Raw genomic sequence first — 24,186 nt, 5'->3', positions numbered from 1 at the left:
ATCCCCCCACCTTGCGGCGATCCCGGACAGGACCGGGATCGCCTGGAGAGGCGAGACGGGCTCGATCCGGGACAGCGGGGCGAGCCGAAATCGGCGACGGCGGATCACTCCGCCATCAACCGCTTGAGCACCCCGGCATACCGCGCGCCCACCGCCTCCCGCGCGACGTGCCGCCCGCCCGCGACGACCTGGCGGCCCGCCACCCACACCGCATCCACCGCCCGCGATCCGGCCGCGAAGATCCAGCCGTCGAGGAGGGCATCGCCCCGTCGTTCGAGGAGCGCCGGATCCGTCCCGTCGAGGCCGACGCAATCGGCCGGAGCCCCGGCCCTGAGCCCACCCCCCTCCGCGGCGAGCGCCTGCGTGCCGCCGGCGAGCGCCGCATCGAACAGGGCGCGCCCGGTCGAGGCGCCGGGAGCGGCCAGCACGTTGCGCTGACGCTGGCCGAGACGCTGGGCGTATTCGAGCTGGCGCAGCTCGTCGGCGGCCCCCACCAGCACGTTCGAATCGGTACCGACCCCGTAGCGCCCGCCCGCGGCGGCGAAGCCGGGGCCCGGGAAGATGCCGTCGCCGAGGCTCGCCTCCGTCACCGGGCACAGGCCGGCGACGGCGCCGCTCGCCGCGAAACGCGCCGTCTCGTCCGGATTCATGTGGGTGGCGTGGATCAGGCACCAGCGCGGGTCGAGCCCGGCCTGGTCGAGGAGCCATTCCACCGGCCGGGCGCCGGACCAGGCCAGGCTGTCCTCGACCTCCCGCACCTGCTCGGCGGCGTGGATGTGGACCGGCCCGCCTTCCGCCAGGGCGATGGCGGCGGACAGATCGTCCGGCGTCACCGCCCGCAGGCTGTGGGGCGCCACGCCGAGGGTCGCGCCGGGGAGATCCGCCACGGCGGCGCGGGAGGCTTCGATCAGGCGCCCGAACAGGTCGAGGTCGCTGACGAAGCGGCGCTGGCCTTGCGTCGGCGCCGCGCCGCCGAAATTCGACCAGCGGTAGAGCACCGGCAGCAGGGAGAGGCGCAGGCCCGTGAGGGCGGCGGCGGCGGCGATCCGCTCCGCCATCTCGGCGACGTGGCCGTAGGGGCGCCCGTCCGGGGCGTGGTGCAGGTAGTGGAACTCGCCGACCCGGGTGAAGCCGGATTCGAGCATCTCGACATAGGCCTGCGCCGCCACGGCCTCGGCCTCCTCCGGGCTCATCCGCAGGGCGAAGCGGTACATCGTCTCGCGCCAGGTCCAGAACGTGTCGGAGGACGGGCCCCGCCGCTCGGCCAGCCCCGCCATGCCGCGCTGGAAGGCGTGGCTGTGCAGGTTCGGCAGGCCCGGCACCAGCACCGCCACCCGGATGTCCCCCGGCTCCGGCGCGCAGGCGGCCTCGACCGACGAGAACCGGCCCGCCGAGACCCCGAACCGGACGTCGGCCTGCCAGCCCGTGGGCGTGAGGGCCTGGGCAGCGTGCAGCACGGTCATCGGCGCGTCTCCTGCATGGGGCGGGCGCTCGCGCGCTCCGTCAGGCATGTCTATACAAAGCGGATCTCTCATGTCTATACATATAGGCGAATCAGGGAGGAGACGCGCATGAGCGGGACAGAAGGCGTGCCGCAGGTCTGGCGCAACGTCCGGCTCGCCACCCTCGCGCCCGGTCTCCCGGGGATCGGCGCGGTCGAGCATGGCGCGCTCGCGATCCGCGACGGCCGCATCCTGTATGCGGGGCCGGAGGCCGACCTGCCGGGGGAGGCGCTGGCGGGCGCCGAGACGATCGACGGCGAGGGCCGCTGGATCACTCCCGGCTTGATCGATTGCCACACCCACCTCGTCTGGGCCGGCGACCGGGCGCAGGAATTCGAGCTGCGACTCGCCGGGGCCTCCTACGAGGAGGTGGCGCGGGCCGGCGGCGGCATCGTCTCCTCGGTCGGCGCCCTGCGGGCGGCGAGCGAGGACGACCTCGTGCGCCAGACCCTGCCGCGGCTCGACGCGCTGATCTCCGAGGGCGTCACCACCGTCGAGGTGAAGTCCGGCTACGGCCTCGACCTGCCGAGCGAGCGCAAGGCGCTCCGCGCCGCCCGGCGCCTCGGCGCGCTGCGCCCGGTCGGCATCCGCACCACGTTCCTCGGCGCCCACGCCCTGCCGCCGGAGGCCGGGGGCGACAAGGACGCCTACATCGCCGAGGTGGCCGATTCGATGCTGCCGGCGCTCGCCACGGACGGCCTGGTCGATGCGGTCGATGCGTTCTGCGAGGGCATCGCCTTCTCGCCCGAGCAGGTGGAGCGGGTGTTCGGGCGGGCCCGCGCCCTCGGATTGCCGGTGAAGCTCCATGCCGACCAGCTCTCGAATCTCGGCGGCGCCGCCCTGGCGGCGCGTCATCACGCCCTCTCGGCCGACCACCTCGAGCATACCGACGAGGCCGGGGCCGCCGCCATGGCGAAGAGCGGCACCGTCGCGGTGCTCCTGCCCGGCGCCTATTACTTCATCCGCGAGACCAAGCTGCCGCCGGTCGGGCTGTTCCGGCAATACGGCGTCCCGATGGCGGTCGCCACCGACGCCAATCCCGGCACCTCGCCGCTCACCTCGCTGCTGCTCGCCATGAACATGGCCGCCACCCTGTTCCGCCTCACGGTCGACGAGTGCCTGGCCGGCACCACCCGCGAGGCCGCCCGCGCCCTCGGCATCTCCTCCGAGGTCGGCACGCTCGAATCCGGCAAGCGCGCCGACCTCGCGGTGTGGTCGGTCGAGCGGCCGGCCGAGCTCGTCTACCGCATGGGCTTCAACCCGCTCCATGCCCGCATCCGGGGGACACGATGACCGAGACGATCACCCTCGTGCCGGGCGCGGTGCCGCTCGGATCCTGGCGCGCGGTCTATCGCGGCGCTCCCGCCGCCCTCGATCCGGCCTGCACGGCGGCGGTGGCCGAGAGCGCGGCGGCAATCGCCCGCATCCTCGCCCGGGGCGAGCCGGTCTACGGCATCAACACGGGTTTCGGAAAACTGGCGAGCGTGCGGATCGACGCCGCCGACCTCGCGACGCTCCAGCGCAACATCGTGCTCTCCCACGCCGCCGGCGTCGGCGAGCCGAGCCCGGTGCCGGTGGTGCGGCTGATGCTGGCGCTCAAGCTCGCGAGCCTGGCGCAGGGCGCCTCGGGCGTGCAGCCCGAGACCCTCGCCCTCCTCGGGGCGATGCTCGCCCGCGACGTGATCCCGGTGGTGCCGTGCCAGGGCTCGGTCGGGGCGTCGGGCGACCTCGCGCCGCTCGCCCACATGGCCGCGGTGATGATCGGGGTCGGCGAGGCCTTCACCCCCGCAGGCCGCCTGCCCGCCGCCGAGGCCCTGGCTTCGGCCGGCCTCGCACCGGCCTGCCTCGGGCCGAAGGAGGGGCTGGCGCTCCTCAACGGCACCCAGTTCTCGACCGCCAACGCGCTGGCCGGCCTGTTCGAGGCCGAGGCCCTGCTGCGCGCGGCCCTCGTCGCCGGGGCGCTCGCGACCGACGCGGCACGGGGCTCCGACGCGCCGTTCGACCCGCGCATCCATGCGTTGCGCCGCCACCGCGGCCAGATCGAGACCGCCGCCGCCTTGCGGGCGCTGATGGACGGCAGCGCCATCCGGGCCTCGCACCTCGTCGGCGACGAGCGGGTGCAGGACCCCTATTGCCTGCGCTGCCAGCCGCAGGTGATGGGCGCCTGCCTCGACCTGCTGCGCCAGGCCGCCGAGACCCTCGCCACGGAGGCGAACGGCGTCTCCGACAACCCGCTCATCTTCCCCGAGACCGACGAGGCCCTGTCCGGCGGCAACTTCCACGCCGAGCCGGTGGCCTTCGCCGCCGACATGATCGCCATGGCGCTCTGCGAGATCGGCTCCCTGTCCGAGCGCCGCATCGCCATGCTGGTCGATCCCGCCCTGTCGGGCCTGCCGGCCTTCCTGACGCCGAAGCCGGGGCTGAATTCCGGCTTCATGATCCCGCAGGTGACGGCCGCGGCCCTCGTCTCCGAGAACAAGCAGCGGGCGATGCCGGCGAGCGTCGATTCGATCCCGACCTCAGCCAACCAGGAGGACCACGTCTCGATGGCGGCCCACGGCGCCCGCCGCCTGCTGCCGATGGCGGAGAACGCCGCCGCGGTGGTGGCGATCGAGGTCCTGGCCGCGGCCCAAGGCTGCGACTTCCACGCACCGCTCACCTCCAGCCCGGCCCTGGAGGCGGTGCGGGCGCGGCTGCGGGCCGAGGTGCCGCCTCTCGACGACGACCGGCATTTCCATCCGGACATCGCGGCGGCGCTCGCCCTGGTGCGGGATGGCAGCCTGGTCGCGGCAGTCGGTGAGATGCCGCTGCCGGTTCTCGGCTGAAACTCCCTCCTCATGACTCGACAGAATTGACACACGCATCGTCATCCCGGGGCTCGCCGACGGCGAGAACCCGGGATCCATAGCCGCTGACGATCCAAGACGAAGCTGTCTTCGTCCGGCTTCTTTTTTCGATGTCGGCGGTCATGGATCCCGGGTTCGGCTACGCGGCCCCGGGATGACGGTGGAGGAGGTCGGTTCTGTCGGTCGAACTCGAAACGACCCGATCACTGCGCTCCGCCCGGAGGTTCTCCATGACCCGCATCGACAACGCCCGTATCGTCCGCGCGCCCCACGGCGCCACCCTCACGGCCAAGAGCTGGCTCACCGAGGCGCCGCTCAGGATGCTGATGAACAACCTCGATCCCGACGTCGCCGAGCGGCCGGGCGAGCTGGTGGTCTATGGCGGCATCGGCCGGGCGGCGCGGGATTGGGCGAGCTTCGACCGCATCGTGGCGGCCCTGCGCGACCTCGACGACGACCAGACCCTGCTGGTCCAGTCCGGCAAGCCGGTCGGGGTGTTCCGCACCCATGCCGACGCTCCCCGGGTGCTGATCGCCAACTCGAACCTGGTGCCGCACTGGGCGACCTGGGAGCATTTCCACGAGCTCGATCGCAAGGGCCTGATGATGTACGGCCAGATGACGGCCGGCTCCTGGATCTATATCGGCAGCCAGGGCATCGTCCAGGGCACCTACGAGACCTTCGTGGAGATGGGCCGCCAGCATTATGCCGGCGACCTGTCGGGCCGCTGGATTCTCACCGCGGGTCTCGGCGGCATGGGCGGCGCGCAGACGCTGGCCGCCACCATGGCGGGGGCCTCCTGCCTCGCGGTCGAGGCGCAGGCCTCGCGCATCGAGTTCCGCCTGCGCACCGGTTACGTCGACGTCCAGGCCCGCGACCTCGACCACGCCCTCGAACTCATCGAGGAATCCTGCCGCACCAAGACCCCGCGCTCGGTCGCGCTGCTCGGCAACGCCGCGGAGATCTTCGGTGAGCTCTATGCCCGCGGCGTGCGCCCCGATTGCGTCACCGACCAGACTTCGGCCCACGATCCCGTCAACGGCTACCTGCCGGCGGGCTGGACGGTGGCCGAATGGGAGGCGAAGCGCGAGACCGATCCGGCCGCGGTCGCCGCGGCGGCCAAGCGCTCGATGGCCGTGCATGTCCGGGCGATGCTCGATTTCCACCGCGCCGGCGTGCCGGTGGTCGATTACGGCAACAACATCCGCCAGATGGCACTGGAAGAGGGCGTCGAGGACGCCTTCGCCTTCCCGGGCTTCGTGCCGGCCTATATCCGCCCGCTCTTCTGCCGCGGCGTCGGGCCGTTCCGCTGGTGCGCCCTCTCGGGCGACCCGGAGGACATCTACCGCACCGACGCCAAGGTGAAGGAGTTGCTGCCCGACAACCACCATCTCCACCGCTGGCTCGACATGGCGCGGGAGAGGATCCGGTTCCAGGGCCTGCCGGCGCGAATCTGCTGGGTGGGCCTGGGCGATCGTCACCGCCTCGGCCTCGCCTTCAACGAGATGGTGCGCAAGGGCGAGTTGAAGGCGCCGATCGTCATCGGCCGCGACCATCTCGATTCCGGCTCGGTCGCCTCGCCGAACCGCGAGACGGAAGGCATGCGCGACGGCTCCGACGCGGTCTCGGACTGGCCGCTCCTGAACGCCCTCCTCAACACCGCGTCCGGCGCCACCTGGGTGTCGCTCCACCATGGCGGCGGTGTCGGGATGGGCTTCTCGCAGCATGCCGGCATGGTGATCGTCTGCGACGGCAGCGAGGCCGCCGACCGGCGCCTGGAGCGGGTGCTGTGGAACGACCCCGCCACCGGCGTGATGCGCCACGCGGATGCCGGCTACGAGGAGGCGGTGGCCTGTGCCCGGGAGCACGGGCTGGACCTGCCGTCGCTCGGGTGAGGATGCGACATCCAACCGGCTGCTGATCTCGCCTGTTCGGCGAAAGCCTCGCGCCGTCGTCCCGGGTGCTCGTCTTCGACGAGCCCCGGCATGACAATGGAGGGTGTCGTCGGCGAGACCTGGTTCGAGGAAGCTGCCTGCCTGATGTCGCGGGCAGGAGAAGAGTGTCGGCGCCACAGCCGAACCGGCCCGATGCCAACCGATGTATTTCGGGAACTCCCGATCCGACAGGCACGATCCCGGCGATGGGCCTGCGGCGGGGCGAAGCCGGCCTGACCCTCGATCGACGCCTCCCGCCGACAGGAGCGCCTTCCCGCGTCTGCCCTGTCCAGTGTGGCTGTGTCCGGGATTGTGGGGACACCGTTCACCACCGTGTCTCCGATCGACCGCTTGTCCCCATTGTCCCCGATGTACGTCCCTGCGCCGCCGCGCTCGTCCCATCTCCCCGATCTCTCTGCCCGACCGATGATCCGTGCCCGCGACGGCACGGTCACGCTCCCATGCCAGGCTTCCGCCCCGTCCCGGATCGTCCCTCCATCCCGTCACCCGCCGTCCGGGCGTACTTCACGAACGGTTCGCCATGGCGCGAAGCCCCGGGTGTCCACCCTCACGCATCGCCGCTCGGCCACATCGCCACCCTGAATCCGCTCGTACGATGCGAGGTCTGACGAGTCGAGATCGTGATCCTCCACCCCGGAGAGTCCCACAGGAAAGCTTTCTCGAGTCGAGTCCAGCTTCCCCCACCCGGTTGGACAGATGCCGGTGCAGCCCGATTCGTTCCGGTGAGTCCCGTGGACTCCTGTGGGTACCGTGGGGATCGCGCTTCGACTCGCCATTGTCGTCCACGACTCGACGCCCGGATCGCTGTCCGGCTTTTCCCCAGAATGCACCGCTTAGAGTGTTACAGGAATCTTTATCGATTTAGGCGCTCGGGCGGCAGTGATTCCTGGAACCTGCCCAAATGTTTAATGCGGGTGGGCCGTTCCCGATATACCGAGGATTCGTCCCCGTTGTACCGCGCGCCCTGTCCCCGAAGTGCCGTGTCGGCGTTCCCGATGGCACGCCCCCGTTCCCGAAGTACCGACGTCTCCTCCGGGCGTTCCCGAAGTGCCGACTCCGCCCGAGTCATTCACAGGGATTCCGGGGATCTTCCCTCGGAGCCGTCCTTCCCGGCCCTCGCTCCCCTCGTACATCGGGAACGGGCGGGCCTGTGGATCAGTTGGCATCGCGCACGAAGCGCTCGGCGAAGCCCAAGAAGGCGCTCTCGTAGTTCTTCGGCTCCCGGTTCGGGTCGCCTTCCAGCCAGTGGTCGAACTCGGTCTTCAGCCCGTACACGTCCCAGCCCGGATGGGCCTTGCGGCAGAGCGCGATCGTCTCGTCCGACAGATGGCGGAAGAGCGGCAGTTCCGCCGACGCCTTCGGCTTGCGGGTGCGTTTCGGCTTGGGCGCAGGCGCGACCGGTCCCTCGTCGGTCACGAGGTCGCGCCGGATCATCCGCAGGTGCGGCTCGCCGCGCTCCTTCTCCTCGAGCCGCAGGACGAAGCCCGGCAGCTCGTCCGCCTTGGCGATCTTGGCGATCTCGAACTTGAACCGGCGATAGGTGCCCTCGGCCCCCGACTTGTCGAACAGGGTCGGCAGGCTGATGGCGAAGCCCCCCTCCCCGGCCCCGCCGGCATGCTTGCGGGCGATGCGGTAGAGCCAGCGCTCGCGTCCGCCGGTGATGCCGAAATAGGCCGGGTCGATGGCGAGCACGCCGCCATCCATCAGCACGCCCTCGTAGAACCAGTCCGACAGGGTGATCGACATGCCGCGGCTGGCATTCGTCTCCTCGTCGATCGTGTCGTCGAACGCGTCGATCCAGCTGAACTGGCGCTCCTTGCGCTTGGCCTTCTCGGCCCGGATGTTGGTGCGCACCGAGGTCGATTGCAGGCGAAACAGCGCGTCGCGCAGGAGCTTGTACTGCCGCCCGCCGGTCTCGCGGCCGATGCCCTTCAGGAGGTCGTAGGGCATGAAGTTGAGCTTGCGCGGGATGTCGTTGCGGCCGCGCTTCTTCATCTCGCAGATCGTCGAGGCGGCCCAGATCAGGATGTCGGCATCCCAGATCGTCGCCATGCCGTAGGCCTGGTTCGGCAGCACCCGCACCCAGACCGAGCCGTCGGGGCTGGTATAGTCGATCTCCTTCAGGCGCTTCTGCTTGGCGATCGAGAAGAAGGGCCGCTCCATCGTCTCCCGCTGGTCGCGGAAGTGCACGAAGGGCACCACCATGTCGATCTGGTCGTTGCGCCGATGGCTCATCGTCACGCCCGTCCCATGCCCATGCCCATGCCCATGGCAGCGGCCGGGGACCGGGTCCCCGCCGAGAGCGCCGCGCGCCGCACCCTGTCGCCCTCTGCCGCCATGCCGTCTTCGCGATCCACGACCATCCTGCCGACGAGGCTAGGACCGGCCCGGCTTCCAAATCGTGGACGGAAGAGGGTTTTCGGATCTCGTCCCCGATGCTCTTCAATCGCGGTTAACGCAGAATCCGGAGCGGATCCCCTGAAGCCTTGCCGCCACAACCGCCGCGCTCCCGGCATGCCACGATGCCCCGGACGGCATCGCACCGGAGCGCTCGGCCCGCGACCGATGCGCGGAACGGCGAGAGGGAGCGGAGGTGGTGGAGCCGGCACGCTTCAACCGCAAGGACACGACGCCGATGATCTGTTCCACATCGAGGAGCAGGACGCTCTCGGCCGGGCGCACTGGTCGACCTGGCGGTCCGAGGATGCGGTTCTCCGGACGGGAGGGATGGATCAGGGCCGCCCTGTCGACCCTGCCGCACGTCGATCGCGGCGCGGCATGCTGCCTCGGGTTCCTGATCCGTCCGCGGGCCGACCCGGCTCCCAGGCTCTCACTGCCGGAGCGCTGGCTCACGCATCTCCGCAGCCGTCCGGTTCCGTCCGGCACGGCGCCGGAGGCCTCTGCTCGTCCGGGTCAGGGATCGATCCTGAGGATCGTGGGCGCTGGCCGCTTCGTCGGATTCACGAAACAGGCGCTCTCGCGGCCTCGTCCCGCCGGGGCGCCTCACCGGCAGACCCGGGCGGGACGGACGCCGCTCACTCCCCCGAGCCGTACCAGGTGAAGTGCTTCTTGATCGGCGCGATCACGTCCCAGGTGCCCGAGAAGCCTTTCGGCGTCACGAAGGCGTCGCCGGCCCGGTAGGTCCGGGAGGAACCCTCGGCATCGGTCACGATCACCTCGCCTTCGAGGATCTGGATGAACTCGGCCCGGCCGAAATCGATGCGGAACTTGCCGATCTCGCAGGTCCAGATGCCGGCGGCGAACAGGTTGTCGGGACTGGTATAGATATAGGTCACGGTCTGGACCGGGTCGCCCGACAGGATGAACGAGCGCGGCACCGAGTAGCGTTCGGCCGGCGGCTGCACCGCCGGGAAGTCGACGGTCGTCTGCAGCGGCCCGTCGAGCAGGGGCGGGGGCGGCGCGAACCGTTGCAGGATGGACGCCCGGCGCAGCACCGGCACGGCGCTCAGATAGGCCAGCAACGGCCCGGACGATGTGAGGAGCTGCTTGATGATCATCCTGACTTCCCCCGAAGCGATCGTCGCCGGCCGCCGCAACCCATTCCCTGATCAGGCCATACAGACCGTTCATCCTTAACGGAGGATGGCGCCGGATCCTCGAATGTGCCGGGATGTGGCGGGGCCAGCGAGGAAAGGTTAAGGGATCGTCGCGCGGGCTGTCGATCATCCAATAGGTGGCGGTGCGGTGCGCCGGTGCCCGTCAAAAGCCTGCGAGATGCGGGAATAACGTATCCCTCACCGTTGGCGATGCTGTGAAGACGCGCTTACATCGTGGTGAGGCGCGAGGATCAAGGATGGGTGCGGTCTCGTCACGGTTGCGGCACCTCGGCCGGGGACTGGCGCTGGCTTTGCTCCTCTCCGGCGCGGCCTCCGCCGGGCCCCTGACCTGGCCGGCCGGGCGCGGGCTCGTCGACCAGACCGGCGCGGCGCTCGACGAGGCGCGCTTCGCCGGCCGGGTGCGCCTGGTCTATTTCGGCTACACGCGCTGCCCCGACCTCTGCCCGACCGCCCTGATGACGGTGACGCAGGCCCTCGACGCGCTGCCGCCGGCCCTGCTCGCCCGGCTGGCGCCGGTGCTGGTCGCCGCCGATCCGGAGCATGACGGCCCGGGCGTGCTCGCCCGCTACCTCGACACCTTCCACCCCGCCATCGTGGCGGCGACCGGCCCGGTCGCGGTCATCGACGGACTCGCCGCGTCCTATGCCGCGCCGATCCGGCGCCACGGCGGACTCGTCGACCATCCCGTCGACCTCTTCCTCGTCAGCCCGTCGGGGATGCTGCTCGGGCGTCTGCCCGGCGGGATCGCGCCGGAAGCGCTGGCCGGGATCCTGCGGGCCGCGCTGTCGCGCTGAGGCGGCGCTGCATTGCACAGTCACGCGCTGCGTCGCACCAAGCAGACGCAACATCAGGAACCCGTGAACCCGCACGAAGCGGGTTGACGCGACCGTCGGCTCGTCTACTCATATAGAAAATCATAAGAAGTAAGAACGATTCCACCGGGAGGAACGATGGCTGGAGGAGTGCGGCGCGCGCAGGGTGTCGACCGGCGCAGCGTAGTGATGGGGGCTGTCGCCTGCTGCGCGGCGGGGGGTGCCGCGTGGGCGGGTCCGGAGGATGCGCTGCCGCAGAAGGGCGACCGCCTGGTGATCGGCGACGGGGCGAAGGCGGGCGAGCCCGTCACTCTCGACGGCCTGCCGGTCGGCGGGACCCTCGTCGAGGCGGTGGCGGTCGATCCGCGAGGCGTCAAGCGCGAGGGCTCGCGCTTCGCCAAGATCATCCTGGTGCGGGTCGCGCCCGACCAGATCTCCGAGGACCAGCGCGCCCACGCGGTCGAGGGTGTCCTGGCGCTCTCGGCGATCTGCACCCACCAGGGCTGCACGATCTCGGGCTGGAACCACGAGAGCCGTCGCCTGAGCTGCTTCTGCCACCATTCCGAGTTCCTGCCCGCCGAGGGCGGCCGGGTGGCCAAGGGGCCGGCGCGCAAGCGCCTGCCGCTGCTGCCGCTGGCCAAGGGCGAGGGCGGCACGCTGATGGTCGCCGGCGGCTTCATCGGCAAACCGGGGCCGGGCCCCGCCTGACGCGGGACGGCGCCGCGCCGCCATGCGGGAAGACCGGCAGCGCTGCCGCGCTGTCCGTGACGAGAAAAGGACGGCAGCGCTGCCGCGCTGCCTGCGAGGGACCGAGACCCGCGCAGCAACGACGCGGATCCGGGCAACGAACCTATCGGGGTTTGGGAAACGCCGGACCGGCCCGCGCCGGTCCCTTGGTTGAGGAGAGCAGCATGTCACGTCTCGTTCGAGCCAGGGGCTGGCTCGCCGCGGTCGCGCCCTGTGCCGTCGCCCTGGCGCTCGCCGCTGCGCCGGTCCAGGCCGGTCCGGTCGACTACAAGCCGGTCACCGACCAGCGGCTGGCCAATCCCGAGCCGGAGAACTGGCTGCAATACCGGGGCAACTACCAGAGCTGGGGCTATTCCCCCCTCGACCAGATCACCGCGAAGAACGTCACCAAGCTCGTCCCCGCCTGGAGCCTGTCGACCGGGGTGAGCGAGGGCCACCAGGCCCCACCGATCGTCAATAACGGGGTGATGTTCGTCACCACGCCGCAGGCCCAGGTGATGGCGATCAACGCCCGCACCGGCGAGATCCTGTGGCGCTACCAGAAGGAGCTGCCGCCGGAACTCTCGCAGCTCCACCCGACCAATCGCGGCGTCGGCCTCTACGGCGACAGCGTCTACATGACCACCACCGATTCCTGCGTGGTCGCGCTCGGCGCCACGACCGGCAAGGTGAAGTGGGAGAAATGCGTCGCCCCCTGGCAGGACGGCTACTACATGACCCTCTCGCCGCTGGTGGCGAAGGGCAAGGTCGTGGTCGGCGTCTCCGGCGGCGAGTACGGCGTGCGCGGCTTCATCACGGCGCTCGATGCCGAGACCGGCAACGAGGCCTGGAAGACCTACACGGTGGCCGGCCCCGGCGACCCGGCGGCGGAGACCTGGAAGGGCGATTCCTGGAAGACCGGCGGCGGCTCGGTCTGGATCCAGGGCAGCTACGACCCGGCGGCCAACCTCGCCTATTTCGGCACCGGCAACGGTGGCCCGTGGACGCCGGATGCGCGGCCGGGCGACAACCTCTACACCTCGTCGGTCGTCGCCCTCGACATCGACAGCGGCAAGATCAAGGGCCATCACCAGTATCACTGGAACGACGGCTGGGACTGGGACGAGGTCTCGGCCCCGGTGCTGATCGACATCGAGCGCGACGGCAAAAAGATTCCGGCCGCGATCCATGCCGGCCGCAACGGCTATCTCTGGACGCTGGAGCGCAGCAAGGACGGGCCGTTGAGCTTCGTCGACGGCAAACCGTTCGTCTACCAGAACGTCTTCTCGTCCCTCGACCCGAAGACCGGCCGGCCGTCCTACGACCAATCCAAGATCCCGGGCATCAACAAGCGCGCCGCCTTCTGCCCCGGCCTGTGGGGCGGCAAGGACTGGCCGCCGGAGGCCTACAACCCGAAGACCGGCCTGTTCTACATCCCCTCGAACGACAACCTGTGCTCGGAGCTGGCCGGCGCCCAGGCCGGCACGCGGAAACCCGGTGAGCTCTATATCGGCATCCCGATCGACGAGGTGCTGAACTCGCTGCGCCTGCGCGACGGCGTCGACAAGTCGAAGCCCTTCGCCATCGGGGCGATCCAGGCCTGGGATCCGAAGACCGGCAAGAAGGCCTGGCAGCACGACTTCCAGGATTCGGCCAATTGGGGGCCGCTTCTGACGACCGGCAGCGGGCTGATCTTCGCCGGCGGCACCAGCGACCGGAAGTTCCGGGCGCTCGACGGCACCACCGGCAAGGTGCTGTGGGAGACAAGGCTCAATTCCGGCGTCACCGGCGTGCCGTCGAGCTACATGGTCGACGGGATCCAGTACGTCGCGGTCCAGGCCGGCTGGGGCGTCGATGCCGAGCGCATGCTGACCGGCATCAACGCCCTGATCCCCGAGGAGCGCCGCGTCAGCGTCCTGCCGCAGGGCGGGGTGATCTGGGTCTTCCGGGTCATGGGCGAGGAGGCGGCGGCCAGATGAGGCCACGCCTGACGGCTTTCGGGTTCGCCGCCGCCCTCGCGGCGGCGAACCCGCCCGGAGCGGCGCGGGCGCAAGGCCCCGTGCCGGCGACGGAGAGCGCAACGCAGCAGGGGGCGACAAGCCCCCTCCCCGCGCAAGCGGACGCCCTCGTCGCCTACGTGACGAAGGCCATGACCGACCACGACATCGCCGCCTTCGAGCGGCTGGTGAACTGGACCGGCACCCGGGCGCAGAGGAAGCGCCTGACGCTCTACCAGATCCGCTCCGGCTTCGGCCGGCCGATCAAGGCGGCGGCCCTGGAGCCGATGCCGGGGGACGGCCTGGCGGAGGCGACCTCCCGCGGAACTCTGAAGGCCAACATGCCGGTGACGGAGCGGCTGCGGGTGGTGTTCGACGAGCCGCCGGTGGAGGGCGATGCCGCCCCCACCAGCGTGTTCCTGATCGGCCGCGAGGGCGGCACCTACCGCATCGCCCTCCTGGTCCCGACCGGGCCGCCGCGGGGCAAATGATCCGGTAAGAAACGATGTCGCGGCGGCTCCCGCTCGGGGGAGATGAGAGGCCCGGACGTCGCTCGCGTCGAATGCCCCGCCATCGACCATGTCGGCGGCGGGGCGCAGAAGCCTTAGAGAACGGAGATCCGGCCGATCCTCAGGCGGCCCGCACGGTCGCGAGGAAGCGATCGACCTCGGCCGAGAGCTGCTTCGACTCGCGCGACAGGTCGGATGCGGAGGCAAGCACCTGCGCGGCGGCCGCCCCGGTTTCGCCGGAGGCATGCGCCACGCCGGCGATGTTGACCGTGACCTCCCCGGTGCCGGCCGCGGCCTGCACGACGTTGCGGGCGATCTCCTGGGTCGCCGCGCTCTGCTCCTCGACCGCGGCGGCGACGGCCGTCGCGCCGTCGTCGATCTCCCGGATGCAATCGGTGATCGCCCCGATGGCCGCCGCCGCCTGGAGGGTGACGTCCCGGATCTCGCCGATCTGGCCGGCGATCTCATCGGTCGCCCTGGCGGTCTGGTTGGCGAGTTCCTTGACTTCCGCCGCGACGACCGCGAAGCCGCGCCCCGCCTCGCCGGCCCGGGCCGCCTCGATGGTGGCGTTCAGCGCCAGCAGGTTGGTCTGACCGGCGATGGTCGAGATGAGGCCGACCATATCGCCGATCCGGCTCGACGCCGTGCTCATCGCCTGGACGAGGCGCGCCGTCTGGTCCGCCTCGCGGACGGCGCCCTGCGCCAGGCTCGCCGAATTGTGCACCTGGCGGCCGATCTCCTGGATCGAGGCGCCGAGCTCCTCCGCGGCGACCGACACCGTGGCGACGTTGGCAGCCGCCTGCTCGGCGGCCGCCGCGGCGGCCGTCGATTGACCGGCGGTCTGCGCCGCTGCCGCCGTCATGGATCGGGCGGTCGCCTGCAGCTGGGTGGCCGAGGACGACACGATGCCGACCACGCCGCCGATCGCGGCCTCGAAGCGGTCGGCCATCTCGCGCATGGTGAGCCGGCGCTGCTCCTCGGCCGAGGCGCGGGCGAGCACGGTCTCCTCCTCGAGCTGGCGCGAGCGGATCAGGTTTTCCTTGAACACCTGAACCGAGGCCGCCATGGAGCCGATCTCGTCTCTCCGGCCGAGGCCCGGAACGGCACGGGTGGTGTGGCCCGCCGCGAGTTCCCGCATCGTCGCGGTGATCGCCGAGAGCGGGGCGAGAACGCCGCGCAGCGTCGTGGCGAGGGCGAACACGACCGCCGCGAGCCCGATCGCCAGAATGCCGGCGCCGACCAGCCGGTTCAGCCGGTAGGTCTCGGCGAACCTGTCGTAGAGCTGGCTCGCCTCGTCGATCTGGATGTCGACGAGCTTCGAGATGTGGTGGCTGACGGGGTCGATCGACTGGTACAGGCGGGTCTTGACGAACGCATCGAGCGCCACGTGGTCGCCCGACCGCAGGATCGCCAGGAGATCGGAGACGCTCCCGTTCGCGGTCGCCATGGTGCCCTGCGCGGCTTGAGCGAGGCGCCGCTCGCCGCCGTTCATCGTCGTGAGCATGTAGCCCTGCCAGGTCTTCGCGATGCGCGACTGCGCCTCCAGGACGGACGCGAGGCCAGCCTGCCAGGAGCTGTTGCCGTTGCGGACCTTGTGCGCCGTGTCGACGATGTTCACCGCGTACATGTCGGCGATGATCTTGAGGTCGCGCACCGGAACGACGCGGTCGCGATACATCTCGTTCATGTCACGGTGGGCGACGCTCGACGCATACCACCCGATCACGACCATCAATCCGATGGAGGCGAACAATGCCGTGAGGGCTGCCAGGAGGCGGGCGCGGATCGATTTCATGGTTGGAACAAGCCCCGCAGATGGTTATAATGCAATTCTTATCATTATAAAGCGAATCATTTAACCCTAGGTAAAGGATTGGATACTGGGGCATCTCGTGATTTCCATGCGCTCCAGGGGCTTACAACTTGGTGGGCGCGAAAGTCATTCGGCAGATCAAGTCCGTGAAGCGGAAACGCCCGAAGGCTCAGATATTCGATTTCCATCGCGAGACCGCCCACACTCGAAGCGGTGGCCGGGAGAGAGGGGCCTGTCGCGTCGTTCAGGGCGTGGCCGTAACACGGAGGGCGACAATAGCTTTCGGGCCTGCGGGAAAGGCGACGCTTGACCACGGGCCTCCGGGCGGCGCAAGCGTAGGGAAATATAGTTCCATACCGGAGGAATCACCGATGGACTTCACGCTCTCCCCGCGCATCGAGGAGTACCGCGCCCGCATCGCGGCCTTCGTCGAGAGCGAGATCCTGCCCGTCGAGGCCGACCGCAGCACCTGGGACGAGCACGAGAATATCGGGCCGGAGGCCCTGGCGGCATTGCGCGCCAAGGCGAAGGCGGCCGGCCTGTGGTGCCTCCAGCTCAAGCCCGAGACCGGCGGCCAGGGGCTGAACAAGGTCGGGATGGCGGCCTGCTACACCGAGATGAACCGCTCGATCTTCGGGCCCGTCGTGTTCAATTCCGCCGCTCCCGACGACGGCAACATGATGGTGCTGGAGGCGCTCGGCACGCCTGAGCAGAAGGCGCGCTGGCTCGAGCCGATCGTCTCAGGGAAGGTGCGCTCGGCCTTCGCGATGACCGAGCCGCATCCCGGCGGCGGCTCCGACCCGTCGATGATCCGCACCCGCGCCGAGCGCCAGCCGGACGGCTCGTGGCGGATCACCGGCCGCAAATGGTACATCACCGGCGCCGAGGACGCGGCCCACTTCATCCTGATCGCCCGCACCTCGGACGATCCGCGCTACGGGCTCACCGCCTTCCTGTTCCACCGCGACCAGCCGGGCTGGGAGATCGTCCGCCGCATCCCGATCATGGGGCCGGAGGAGCATGGCGGCCATTGCGAGCTGGCCTTCGACGGCCTGACCATCAAGCCCGAGGACGTGCTCGGCGGCGAGGGCAAGGGCCTGAAGGTGACGCAGGTCCGCCTCGGCCCCGCCCGCCTCACCCATTGCATGCGCTGGCTCGGCCTCGCCGGCCGCTGCGTCGAGATCGCCCAGGAATATGCGGCGAAGCGCGAGGGCTTCGGCGTGCGGCTCGCCGACCGCGAGAGCGTGCAGCTGATGCTCGGCGGGCTCGCCATGGATATCGAGATCGGCCGCCTCCTGGTGATGCGCGCCGCCTGGGAGCTCGACCAGGGCCGCTTCGCCCGCAAGGAGGTGTCGATGGCGAAGGTCCACGTCGCCAACACCCTGCACCGGGCGGCGGATATCGGCATCCAGATCAACGGCGCCCGCGGCTATTCCAAGGACACGGTGCTGGAATGGATCTACCGCTACGCCCGCCAGGCCCGCCTGGTCGACGGGGCCGACGAGGTCCACCGCATGGTGCTGAACCGCCACCTCGAATCGGAAGGCCGCGGCTTCTTCGCCTGGCCGACCGCCGAGGCGTGACGCCCAGGATCCGAGCTCCGAGGTCTGAGGACCATCCGGGCGGGGACCTGCTAAAGCTCTCCGCCCCCGAATCCAGTTCGAGCCGCCCATGCCCGCCCTCCATCCCGACGTCCAGGCCCTGCTGGCGATGCTGCGCGCCGCCAACGCGCAGCCCCTCGAGGCGTTGCCGCCCGAAGCGGCGCGGCGCAGCTACCTGGCCGGGCGCCGGGCCCTGCAGCCGCCGCCGGACCCGGTGGCGCAGATCCGCGACCTCGCGGCGCCCTCCCCCGCCGGGCCGGTGCCGCTGCGGCTCTACCGCGGCGAGGGCACGGCGCCGGAGGCGGCCCTGCCCTGCCTCCTCTTCCTGCACGGCGGCGGCTGGGTGCTCGGCAACATCGAGTCGCACGACTGGATCTGCCGGCGGCTCGCCAACCTGACGCGGGCCTGCGTGATCTCGGTCGATTACCGCCTCGCGCCCGAGCATCCCTTCCCGGCGGCGGTCGAGGACGCGGCGGCGGCCCTCGCCTTCGTGGCCGCGCAGGCGGAGGGCTTGAGCGTCGATCCGGCGCGACTCGCGGTCGGCGGCGACAGCGCCGGCGGCAACCTCGCGGCGGTGCTGGCGCTGATGGGCCGCGACGGCACCCTGCCGCAGACGGCGATGCAGGTGCTGCTCTACCCGTCTCTCGATCTCGGCCTGACCAGCGAGGGCTTCGAGCGCATCACCGAGGGCCAACCCCTGACGGCCGGCACGATGCGCTACTTCGTCGGCCATTACGCGCCCGAGCCCCACGACCGCACCGACTGGCGCGCCTCACCGGCCCGCGCGGCCAGCCTCGCCGGCACGGCGCCGGCCCTGGTGCTGACCTGCGGCCACGACCCGCTCTGCGAGGAGGCGCGCCTCTACGCCCACCGCCTCGAACGCGAGGGCGTGCCGGTCACCGCCCTGCACCTCTCCGACCAGACCCACGGCATCCTGACCATGAGCCGCCTCGTGCGGACCTCCGCGACGGTGCTGGGCTTCGTGGCCGACGCGCTTCTGGAGCGCTGGAGCCTGAGCGGGCCGGAGGGCGGGCGGTAAGGGGGCGCTGTGCGCGAGCCTCGCCTCTCTTTCCTCTGTCTCAGGGCTGTTCGAGGAGAGGGGCGGGATCTGCGCCGCGCCGGTGACATGTGATACCAACGGCCTAGGATGCTGACGCATCAACGTCGATCCCGGGCAAGCCCGAGATCGACGAGGCCGTTGAACCAAATCGGATTTTCGATTTCAAGCCAAAGGCTTGGCGGAAATTCGAGAACGGAACCGAAGGTCGTTTTCTTTCGACCCCCGATATGAAGGCATCGGGGCCGTTCCCCGTTACAGGATACGGTCCCGGTACCGCTCGGGTGCGATCCAGCATCTCTCCCGCCGCCCGAACAGGCGATAGCGGTTCCGCGCGATGAGGCGGTAGACGGGGTCGCGCCAGGCGGCCGGGACGATCCGGACGATCCGGGCCAGGCTCCAGGGAAGTCCCAGCGTCTCGTAGATGGCCAGGATGGCATCGCTGTCCCGGCGCATCCGGTCGCCCTCCACGACGAGCAGGCTCGCCGGATCCTCCGGGTCCATGCCGTGTCGCCGGTAGAGGGACTGACCGATGTCGCTCTGCATGGACGCGAGGCGGAACGTCGCGTCGCGATCTCTCTCGAGCACGAACCGGGCATGGGCCGAGCACAGCACGCATTCGGCATCGAACAGGATGATGGGACCGGGGTAAGCCGTCGCCGTGCGGGCCGTCGTCATGCAACGATCGTAGCCGAACTCCCCGGCTCACGAGAAGCGCGCCTCACCGCCGGTTGCCCCCGGGGACGGGCGGCATGTCGGCCCCTCTCCATCCCGACGGTCTTCATCGCGGGACCGGGCGACAGGGCCTGGATCCGCTGCCCGGTATCCCGCGCGGGGTCAATCGGCCGTGCGGGGGCCGCGCTTGGCGGCGGGCTTGGCGGCGGGCTTCCGGCGGGGTTTCGCGGCCGGTTCGGCTTCGGGTTCGGGGACGGGCTCGGGCTCGGGCTCGCGCTCGCGCAGAGGCTCCGGGCCGCGGGCCTCGCGGGTGATCATCTCCACCATGCTCTGCGGCAGGCGCACGAAATGGCCGGTGCCGTGGCCGGACCGGTCGAGGATCTCGGCGAAGACCGGCTTGTGCGGCTCGTGCCCGGCCTCGCCCAGCGCGCAGGGGCGGCGCGGCAGGGCGCTCAGCTTCGCGGCGAGTTCCTTCGGCACCAGTGCGTTCACGCCTCACCCTCCCGTCTGCCGGACAGAGCGGAGATGTAGGACCCGCAGGGTTAACGATCGGCTGCCGCCCGCTCCGGGACGGTGCGCATCTCCGGGACGGCGGCCCGCGCACCCGTGACGGCCCTCGCGCCCGTGAAGGCGCCGTAGGAGCGGCGGAGGAGGTCGCCGTCGAAGTCGTGGCCGATCAGCACCAGGCGGGTGCGGGAGACGCCGTCGGGCCAGGCGGGAAGGTGAAGGGGCGGGTGGACGAGGTGCTGCACGCCCTGGACCACCACCGGCGTCTCGACACCCTCGACCGCCACCAGGCCCTTGAGGCGCAGGATCCGCGTGCCGTGCCGGTTGAGCAGCATGCCGAGCCAGAGCCCGAACCGGGTCCAGTCCACCGGTCCGCTCTCGATCATCACCGCCCCGACCGGGCCGTGCGCCGCCGCCGGGACCTCGGCGCAGAGCCAGCGCCGGGTGCTTGCCGACCCCGCCGGGTCGTCGGTGAGGAGGGCGGCCTCCGGTTCGTCGTCGAGGGTGAGGTCGGTGACCGGCGCGACGGGATTGAGGGAAGCGAGCCGCGACCGCAGGGCGGCCGTGGCCTCGGGCTCCGCGAGGTCGGTCTTCGACAGGATCAGCCGGTCGGCGCAGGCCGCCTGCCGCACCGCCTCCTCGTGGCTGTCGAGGGTGCGGGCGCCGTTCACCGCGTCGACCACCGTGACGATGGCCCCCACCGTGAAGGCGTGGCGCAGGACCGGGTCGGCCACCAGGGTGGCGACGGCCGGGCCCGGATCGGCGAGGCCGGTGGTCTCGACCACCACCCGGCGGAAATCCGGCACCAGGCCGCGGCGGCGGCGGTCGTGCAGGTCGATGAGCGCCGCCTTCAGGTCGCCGCGGATGCTGCAGCAGACGCAGCCCCCGCGCAGAAGCGCCACCTCGCCCTGCAGCGGCTCGACCAGCAGGTGATCGAGCCCGACCTCGCCGAACTCGTTGATCAAGACGGCGGTGTCGCGCAGGGCCGGCCAGCGCAGCAGCCGGGCGAGCAGGGCGGTCTTGCCGGCGCCGAGGAAGCCGGTGAGCAGGGTGACCGGCGTCACGCTTTCGCCTCGAGCGCCGCGATCACCGCCGGGTCGAGGGGGTCGCAGGGACGCCCGGCGAGGCGCTCCGCCGCCGGCCACAAGGCGCCCAGATGGTCGACCACCGCGCTCCGCCCGGTGCGGCCCGCCAGCGTGTAGCGGTCGGCCCAGGCGGCGAGGCGCAGGCCGTAGAGGCCGAGCACCCGGTTGGCGGCGGAGGCCCGCGCCCGTCGCTCCGCCTGGGCCGGGCCGCTCCGCACGCCGTCGCTCCAATGGTCGGGCGCCCCGAAGGCGCCGCACAAGCCGCACATCGATTCGGAAGTCCCGGGGTCAGGATTCCGGCCGCGCCGTGCCCTCGAACGGGAAGCGCTTCGCGAAATCCTCGGCGATCGTCTCCATCGTCACGAAGCGCACGCCGTCATGGGCCTTGAAGTGCTGGAACAGGCGCTCGTGCATCTGCAGCACGTGCGGCTTGCCCGACACGTCCGGATGGATGGTGATCGGGAAGACGGCGTAATCGTAATTGGCGTAGACCCAGTCGAACTGGTCGCGCCACATCTGCTCGATGTCGCGCGGATTGACGAAGCCGTGGCTGTTGGGCGCCGCCTTGACGAACATCATCGGCGGCAGGTCGTCGAGGTTCCAGGAGGCCGGGATCTCGATCAGCCGGGTCTCGGTGCCGTGCTCGAACGGCCGCATCCAGGTCGAGGGGTGCTGCGCGTAATCGATCTTGGTCCAGGATTCCCCCACCCGCACGTAATAGGGGTGGTGGTCGTTGTGCATCAGCGAGTGGTCGTAGCGGATGCCCTTCTTCTGCAGGAGCTCGTTGGTCTTCGGCCCGAACTCCCACCAGGGCGCGACGTAGCCCCGCGGCGGCTTGCCGGCGAGGTCGGTGATCAGCCCGACGCACTTGTCGAAGATCGCCTCCTCCTGCTCGGGCGTCATCGCGATCGGGTTCTCGTGGCTGTAGCCGTGCATCCCGATCTCGTGGCCGGCGGCGGCCACGGCCTTCATCTCCTCGGGAAAGGTCTCGATCGAGTGGCCGGGGATGAACCACGTCGTCTGGATGCCCCATCGCGAAAACATCCGCAGCAGCCGCGGCGCCCCGACCTTGCCGGCGAAGACGCCGCGGGAGATGTCGCAGGGGCTGTCCTCGCCACCGTAGGAGCCGAGCCAGCCCGCCACCGCATCGACATCGATGCCGTAGGACACGAAGATCTCTTTTGCCATTCCGGCCTCCCCGCCTGCCGGGCCATCTGACTACCGGCGCCGCACCGGGGTCAAGCGGCGGCGGCGACCCGGCGGGCCGCCCGAGCGCGACGAAACCGGTTGACCGCGCCCCGCCGATTCCCTAGAGCGTTGGCCACCGGAGACGTGGCCGAGCGGCTGAAGGCACTCGTTTGCTAAATGAGCAAGCCCCGAAAGGGGCTTCGAGGGTTCGAATCCCTCCGTCTCCGCCATTCTAAGTCATAAAATGATTGAGCTTTCTGCCAAGCGGCAGGATCTGGGCGGCACCTGCTCCGTCACAATCCGGACCCTGGCCCAGGCTCGGACTCTGAGTGCCGACATTCGTCGCCAGGTGGCGGAGCGCGCACGTTCGAGTGGCACGGCGCGCAGGTTCAAACGTCATCGGTTCGCAGCCGCTCCGCCAGTGACGGCCGAGCGCCAGCCACTCGCATTGCGGAAGACCGGGACGCCTGACCCGGCTCGTGGCGACCCGAGCAGCCGGCCTGCGACCCGGCAACGGCCACGCATGCGCCGGCAGCGTGCCGACCGTGCCGCCGCGCGGCGAACCGGGTGCCCGACGCCCGGGAAAATGCGGTAAGCTCTCCCAGCCGCCGAGCGCCACGCGAGAGGGTGCGGGCGGCCTCGGGAGGAGAGCAATGCCCAAGATCGTTCATCCGCGCCGCGCCCTCGGCTGGGGCGGGGCCCTGGCGGGTCTCGTCGCCGTCAGCACCGTGGCCGCGCAGGAGGCCCCGCCGCTCCAGGTGCCGGCGAAGAGCGTGCCGGTGCCCACCGATGTCAGCCCGCAGATGGGGACGATCATCGGCGCACCTCTGCGCTCCAACTGGAACATCCATCCGAAGACCGGCGCCGAGTGGAAGCCCGTCGCCGAGGCCGGCGCGGCCGCGCTCGGCAAGCTCGTGCCCGGCATGCTCGAGCGCCTGAAGGTCAAGGTCGAGCGCACCACCATCGACGGCGTGCGGGCCTTCGTCCTCACCCCGGAGGAGATCCCGCCCGAGAACCGCAACCGCCTCCTCGTCCACGTCCATGGCGGCTGCTACGTGCTCAATCCCGGCGAGGCCGGCCTGCCGGAAGCGATCTTCATGGCCGGGTTCGGCCGCTTCAAGGTCATCTCGGTCGATTACCGGATGCCGCCGGAGGCGACCTATCCGGCGGCGCACGACGACGCCATGACGGTGTGGAGGGCGGCGACCAAGATGGCCGACCCGAAGAACATGGCGATCTTCGGCACCTCGGCGGGCGGCGCGCTGACCCTCGCCATGGTGCTGCGCGCCAAGCAGGAGGGGCTGCCGCTTCCTGCCGCGATCGCCCCCGGGACCCCGATGTCGGACACCACCAAGGTCGGCGACAGCTTCGTCACCAACGCGATGCTCGACAACGTCCTGGTCTCGCCCGACGGCTTCTGCGACGACGGGGCGAAGGTCTACGCCAACGGCCACGACCTGAAGGATCCGATGCTGTCGCCGGTCTACGGCGACATGCACGGCTTCCCGCCGACGATCCTGACCACCGGGACCCGCGACCTGCTGCTCTCGAACACCGTCCGGGTGCACCGCAAGCTGCGGGATGCCGGCGTCGAGGCCTATCTCCAGGTCGGCGAGGGCCAGTCGCACGCCCACTACATCCGCGACGACACCGCGCCCGAGACCCGGAAGGTGTTCGAGGAGATCGCCTGGTTCTTCAACCGGCATCTGGGCCGGTGACGGACCCGAGGCCGACGGGCGTTCCCGGCGCCGTCGGCCTCGGCCGGACCGGTCAGGCGGCCCGGACGCTCGCCAGGAAGCCGTCGACCTCCTGGCGCAGGTGGGCGCACTGGTCCGACAGGTCGTCGGAGGCCTGCGCCACCTCGGAGGCCGCGCGTCCCGCCGCGCCGGCCGCGGTCGCGACCTCGGCGATGTCGCGCGTCATCGCGGAGGTGCCGTCCGTCGCCTCGGCCATCTGGCGCACGATCTCCTGGGTCATCGCGCCCTGCTCCTCGATCGCCGAGGCGATGCCGGTCGCGACCTGGCTCATCGCCTCGATCTGCGCGGTGACGCTGGCGATCGCATCCCCGGCTCCCTGGCTGGTGGCCTGGATCGCCGCGACGTGGCGGCCGATCTCGTCGGTGGCCTTGGCGGTCTGGCCGGCGAGTTCCTTGACCTCGGCGGCGACCACCGCGAAGCCGCGTCCCGCCGCGCCCGCCCGGGCGGCCTCGATCGTGGCGTTGAGCGCCAGCAGGTTGGTCTGGCCGGCGATCTGCGAGACGAGGCCGACGACGTCGCCGATGCGGGCGGCGGCGGCGGACAGCTCCGCCATCGTGCCGCCGGCATCGCGCGCCCGC

General features: G+C 70.7%; 20 protein-coding genes and 1 tRNA gene. 11 read left to right on the top strand and 10 right to left on the bottom strand.

Annotated elements, in window-relative coordinates:
• Positions 1–104: 104 nt before the first annotated feature.
• The gene (locus tag VQ03_RS16650; protein WP_048452014.1) at positions 105–1,463 is read right to left on the bottom strand and encodes a formimidoylglutamate deiminase; all 1,359 of its coding nucleotides are present in this window, start codon (positions 1,461–1,463) and stop codon (positions 105–107) included.
• A 108-nt stretch (positions 1,464–1,571) separates the two neighbouring features.
• Between VQ03_RS16650 and hutI the strand changes: the two genes are divergently transcribed.
• The 3 genes from hutI (at position 1,572) to hutU (ending at position 6,243) form a co-directional block, all read left to right on the top strand.
• Positions 1,572–2,795, top strand: a complete 1,224-nt coding sequence (gene hutI / locus VQ03_RS16645; RefSeq protein ID WP_048452013.1) for an imidazolonepropionase — start codon at positions 1,572–1,574, stop codon at positions 2,793–2,795.
• On the top strand, positions 2,792–4,327 hold the full coding sequence (gene hutH / locus VQ03_RS16640; RefSeq protein ID WP_048452012.1) for a histidine ammonia-lyase: 1,536 nt from the start codon (positions 2,792–2,794) through the stop codon (positions 4,325–4,327). The genes hutI and hutH overlap by 4 nt, the downstream gene beginning before the upstream one ends.
• Positions 4,328–4,578: 251 nt before the next feature.
• Complete coding sequence (gene hutU / locus VQ03_RS16635; RefSeq protein WP_048452011.1) at positions 4,579–6,243, top strand: urocanate hydratase; 1,665 nt, start codon at positions 4,579–4,581, stop codon at positions 6,241–6,243.
• 1,215 nt (positions 6,244–7,458) lie between these two features.
• On the opposite strand, the gene VQ03_RS16630 is transcribed toward hutU, so the two are convergent.
• On the bottom strand, positions 7,459–8,538 hold the full coding sequence (locus tag VQ03_RS16630; protein ID WP_157064134.1) for a replication initiator protein A: 1,080 nt from the start codon (positions 8,536–8,538) through the stop codon (positions 7,459–7,461).
• A gap of 800 nt (positions 8,539–9,338) precedes the next feature.
• The gene (locus tag VQ03_RS16625; RefSeq protein ID WP_053078617.1) at positions 9,339–9,821 is read right to left on the bottom strand and encodes a cupin domain-containing protein; all 483 of its coding nucleotides are present in this window, start codon (positions 9,819–9,821) and stop codon (positions 9,339–9,341) included.
• 296 nt (positions 9,822–10,117) lie between these two features.
• On the opposite strand from VQ03_RS16625, the gene VQ03_RS16620 reads away from it, so the two are divergent.
• The 4 genes from VQ03_RS16620 to VQ03_RS16605 all read left to right on the top strand — a co-directional run bounded on the left by VQ03_RS16620 (position 10,118) and on the right by VQ03_RS16605 (position 13,907).
• Entirely contained in the window at positions 10,118–10,675 is a 558-nt protein-coding gene (locus VQ03_RS16620; RefSeq protein ID WP_083468050.1) for an SCO family protein, read from the top strand.
• Between the two features lie 156 nt (positions 10,676–10,831).
• Positions 10,832–11,401, top strand: coding sequence for a QcrA and Rieske domain-containing protein (locus VQ03_RS16615; protein WP_048452009.1), 570 nt, complete (start codon positions 10,832–10,834; stop codon positions 11,399–11,401).
• A 203-nt stretch (positions 11,402–11,604) separates the two neighbouring features.
• The gene (locus tag VQ03_RS16610; RefSeq protein WP_048452008.1) at positions 11,605–13,398 is read left to right on the top strand and encodes a PQQ-dependent dehydrogenase, methanol/ethanol family; all 1,794 of its coding nucleotides are present in this window, start codon (positions 11,605–11,607) and stop codon (positions 13,396–13,398) included.
• Positions 13,395–13,907, top strand: coding sequence for a hypothetical protein (locus VQ03_RS16605; RefSeq protein WP_048452007.1), 513 nt, complete (start codon positions 13,395–13,397; stop codon positions 13,905–13,907). The genes VQ03_RS16610 and VQ03_RS16605 overlap by 4 nt, the downstream gene beginning before the upstream one ends.
• A 139-nt stretch (positions 13,908–14,046) precedes the next feature.
• On the opposite strand, the gene VQ03_RS16600 is transcribed toward VQ03_RS16605, so the two are convergent.
• Complete coding sequence (locus tag VQ03_RS16600; RefSeq protein WP_053078614.1) at positions 14,047–15,720, bottom strand: methyl-accepting chemotaxis protein; 1,674 nt, start codon at positions 15,718–15,720, stop codon at positions 14,047–14,049.
• Between the two features lie 389 nt (positions 15,721–16,109).
• On the opposite strand from VQ03_RS16600, the gene VQ03_RS16595 reads away from it, so the two are divergent.
• Positions 16,110–17,321, top strand: coding sequence for an acyl-CoA dehydrogenase family protein (locus VQ03_RS16595; RefSeq protein WP_048452006.1), 1,212 nt, complete (start codon positions 16,110–16,112; stop codon positions 17,319–17,321).
• An 88-nt stretch (positions 17,322–17,409) separates the two neighbouring features.
• Positions 17,410–18,378, top strand: coding sequence for an alpha/beta hydrolase (locus VQ03_RS16590; protein ID WP_048452005.1), 969 nt, complete (start codon positions 17,410–17,412; stop codon positions 18,376–18,378).
• Positions 18,379–18,651: 273 nt separating this feature from the next.
• Here the strand turns inward: VQ03_RS16590 and VQ03_RS16585 are convergent, their stop codons facing one another.
• From VQ03_RS16585 to VQ03_RS16565, 5 genes are all read right to left on the bottom strand, one after another.
• Positions 18,652–19,074, bottom strand: a complete 423-nt coding sequence (locus tag VQ03_RS16585; protein ID WP_048452004.1) for a thiol-disulfide oxidoreductase DCC family protein — start codon at positions 19,072–19,074, stop codon at positions 18,652–18,654.
• A gap of 159 nt (positions 19,075–19,233) precedes the next feature.
• Positions 19,234–19,563, bottom strand: coding sequence for a hypothetical protein (locus VQ03_RS16580; protein ID WP_048452003.1), 330 nt, complete (start codon positions 19,561–19,563; stop codon positions 19,234–19,236).
• A gap of 50 nt (positions 19,564–19,613) precedes the next feature.
• A complete protein-coding gene (locus VQ03_RS16575; protein WP_048452002.1) occupies positions 19,614–20,642 on the bottom strand; it encodes a CobW family GTP-binding protein in 1,029 nt (342 codons plus the stop codon).
• Positions 20,639–20,932 (bottom strand): hypothetical protein, encoded by a 294-nt coding sequence (locus tag VQ03_RS16570; protein WP_048452001.1) that lies wholly within the window; start codon positions 20,930–20,932, stop codon positions 20,639–20,641. The genes VQ03_RS16575 and VQ03_RS16570 overlap by 4 nt, the downstream gene beginning before the upstream one ends.
• Positions 20,933–20,951: 19 nt before the next feature.
• Positions 20,952–21,851 (bottom strand): polysaccharide deacetylase family protein, encoded by a 900-nt coding sequence (locus tag VQ03_RS16565; protein ID WP_048452000.1) that lies wholly within the window; start codon positions 21,849–21,851, stop codon positions 20,952–20,954.
• 138 nt (positions 21,852–21,989) lie between these two features.
• Here VQ03_RS16565 and VQ03_RS16560 point away from each other — a divergent pair.
• Positions 21,990–22,081 (top strand) — tRNA-Ser (locus VQ03_RS16560).
• A 423-nt stretch (positions 22,082–22,504) separates the two neighbouring features.
• The gene (locus tag VQ03_RS16555) at positions 22,505–23,569 is read left to right on the top strand and encodes an alpha/beta hydrolase (protein WP_048451999.1); all 1,065 of its coding nucleotides are present in this window, start codon (positions 22,505–22,507) and stop codon (positions 23,567–23,569) included.
• A gap of 52 nt (positions 23,570–23,621) precedes the next feature.
• On the opposite strand, the gene VQ03_RS16550 is transcribed toward VQ03_RS16555, so the two are convergent.
• The coding region (locus VQ03_RS16550; RefSeq protein ID WP_048451998.1) for a methyl-accepting chemotaxis protein at positions 23,622–24,186 on the bottom strand (565 nt) is incomplete at its 5' end.

Source organism: Methylobacterium tarhaniae (assembly GCF_001043955.1).
In the GTDB taxonomy this organism is placed as follows: Bacteria; Pseudomonadota; Alphaproteobacteria; order Rhizobiales; family Beijerinckiaceae; genus Methylobacterium; species Methylobacterium tarhaniae.
This window is presented reverse-complemented; position numbering and strand designations above follow the sequence as displayed.

Bases quoted from the DNA above. Each gene is read 5' to 3' on its own strand.
- hutH (WP_048452012.1), top strand. From the start codon at position 2,792: ATGACCGAGACGATCACCCTCGTGCCGGGCGCGGTGCCGCTCGGATCC.
- VQ03_RS16605 (WP_048452007.1), top strand. From the start codon at position 13,395: ATGAGGCCACGCCTGACGGCTTTCGGGTTCGCCGCCGCCCTCGCGGCG.
- hutU (WP_048452011.1), top strand. From the start codon at position 4,579: ATGACCCGCATCGACAACGCCCGTATCGTCCGCGCGCCCCACGGCGCC.
- VQ03_RS16555 (WP_048451999.1), top strand. From the start codon at position 22,505: ATGCCCAAGATCGTTCATCCGCGCCGCGCCCTCGGCTGGGGCGGGGCC.
- VQ03_RS16590 (WP_048452005.1), top strand. From the start codon at position 17,410: ATGCCCGCCCTCCATCCCGACGTCCAGGCCCTGCTGGCGATGCTGCGC.
- VQ03_RS16570 (WP_048452001.1), bottom strand. From the start codon at position 20,932: ATGTGCGGCTTGTGCGGCGCCTTCGGGGCGCCCGACCATTGGAGCGAC.
- VQ03_RS16625 (WP_053078617.1), bottom strand. From the start codon at position 9,821: ATGATCATCAAGCAGCTCCTCACATCGTCCGGGCCGTTGCTGGCCTAT.
- VQ03_RS16620 (WP_083468050.1), top strand. From the start codon at position 10,118: ATGGGTGCGGTCTCGTCACGGTTGCGGCACCTCGGCCGGGGACTGGCG.
- VQ03_RS16615 (WP_048452009.1), top strand. From the start codon at position 10,832: ATGGCTGGAGGAGTGCGGCGCGCGCAGGGTGTCGACCGGCGCAGCGTA.
- VQ03_RS16595 (WP_048452006.1), top strand. From the start codon at position 16,110: ATGGACTTCACGCTCTCCCCGCGCATCGAGGAGTACCGCGCCCGCATC.
- VQ03_RS16600 (WP_053078614.1), bottom strand. From the start codon at position 15,720: ATGAAATCGATCCGCGCCCGCCTCCTGGCAGCCCTCACGGCATTGTTC.
- VQ03_RS16585 (WP_048452004.1), bottom strand. From the start codon at position 19,074: ATGACGACGGCCCGCACGGCGACGGCTTACCCCGGTCCCATCATCCTG.
- VQ03_RS16650 (WP_048452014.1), bottom strand. From the start codon at position 1,463: ATGACCGTGCTGCACGCTGCCCAGGCCCTCACGCCCACGGGCTGGCAG.
- hutI (WP_048452013.1), top strand. From the start codon at position 1,572: ATGAGCGGGACAGAAGGCGTGCCGCAGGTCTGGCGCAACGTCCGGCTC.
- VQ03_RS16630 (WP_157064134.1), bottom strand. From the start codon at position 8,538: ATGAGCCATCGGCGCAACGACCAGATCGACATGGTGGTGCCCTTCGTG.
- VQ03_RS16565 (WP_048452000.1), bottom strand. From the start codon at position 21,851: ATGGCAAAAGAGATCTTCGTGTCCTACGGCATCGATGTCGATGCGGTG.
- VQ03_RS16610 (WP_048452008.1), top strand. From the start codon at position 11,605: ATGTCACGTCTCGTTCGAGCCAGGGGCTGGCTCGCCGCGGTCGCGCCC.